This is a genomic window from Mesorhizobium sp. M7A.F.Ca.US.006.04.2.1, from assembly GCF_004022915.1.
Lineage (GTDB): Bacteria > Pseudomonadota > Alphaproteobacteria > Rhizobiales > Rhizobiaceae > Mesorhizobium > Mesorhizobium ciceri.
Genome location: NZ_RZQA01001244.1, coordinates 1 through 1,305 on the forward strand (window position 1 = coordinate 1; position 1,305 = coordinate 1,305).

2 protein-coding genes are annotated in these 1,305 nt (G+C 59.9%); both read left to right on the forward strand.

Annotated features, from left to right (window positions below; all coding sequences use genetic code 11):
* The coding region (locus EN925_RS36250; protein WP_164894675.1) for an ABC transporter permease subunit at positions 1-356 on the forward strand (356 nt) is incomplete at its 5' end.
* Positions 353-1,305: ABC transporter ATP-binding protein (locus EN925_RS36255; protein ID WP_245487424.1), on the forward strand; the 953-nt coding region annotated here is incomplete at its 3' end. The genes EN925_RS36250 and EN925_RS36255, both read left to right, overlap by 4 nt.

The following is a 1,305-nucleotide window of genomic DNA, read 5'->3' on the forward strand; positions in this document are numbered from 1 at the left end:
CGCTCACCGGCGAAACCTATATCGAAGCCACCCGAAATCTCGGCGCCACGCACTTTCGTATCCTGTTTTCCCACCTTCTGCCCAATGTGCTTGCTCCGGTGCTGGTCGCCGCCATCCTTGCCACGGGCGATGCCATCATCCTCGAAGCCACTTTCGGCTTCTTTGGCCTGGGCGCGCAGCCGCCAACGCCGAGTTGGGGCGCCATGATGAGTTCCGGGACGGCGCAGCTCTTCATCGCGCCATGGGTGATTCTGTTTCCGGGATTTGCCGTAGCCATGACGGTCATCTTCCTGAACCTGTTTGGCGACGCTCTGATTGGGGCGCTCAATGTCCGATCCAAACCAAAGGGCGCATGAAAATGCTTCTTGATGTGGAACGACTGCAGATCGGTTTCGGCGCCTTCTCGCCTGTCGATGATGTCACCTTCGGTATCGATCGTGGCGAGATTCTCGGCGTGGTCGGCGAGTCGGGGTCTGGCAAGTCGCTGTCGGCGACAGCGATCATGGGCCTGTTGCCACGCATCGGTGCGAGGATCAGCTCAGGTCGCATGACGTTTGACGGCATCGATCTGGTGGGCCTGCCGGAAAAGCGCATGCGCCGGCTGCGTGGCGGAAAGATTGCGTTGATAACGCAGAACCCGATGACGTCGCTCGATCCGATGATACGGGTCGGCCCCCAGATCGACCAGTCATCGCGCCTTCATCTTAAGGTTGACCGTAAGGCCGCCCGCGCACGAAGTCTGGCTCTCATGGCGGACATGCAGATACCCAATCCCGCTGTCGTCTACGATCTCTATCCCTTTCAGCTCTCCGGCGGCATGAAGCAGCGCATTGTCATCGCAATGGCGCTAGCCGGCGAGCCGCAGCTTCTTATTGCGGATGAACCGACCACCGCGCTCGACGTCACCGTGCAGGCGCAAATCATCAAGATCCTCGTGGATCTCGTAAAGCAGCGCGGATTGGCGCTGATCCTCATAACGCACGACATGGGCATCGTGGCACACGCTTGCGATCGGGTGGCTGTCATGTATTGCGGGCGGATAATTGAGTCCGGTGCGGTGGAGCGGATCTTTGAAAATCCTCGCCATCCCTACACAAAAGCCCTGATCCGCTGCATTCCTCGCCTCGGCATGGTGCGAGGTAGCCTTAGCGCCATCCCGGGAACGGTACCGAACGCCGCGGCTTATCCGACTGGCTGCCGTTTTCGTCCGCGTTGTCCGGTTGCTGTCGTCCGCTGCCAGACCGAAATTCCCAAACTGCACGGTGATTGCGAAGGCCATGGTACCGCCTGCCATCTGGTGACAGC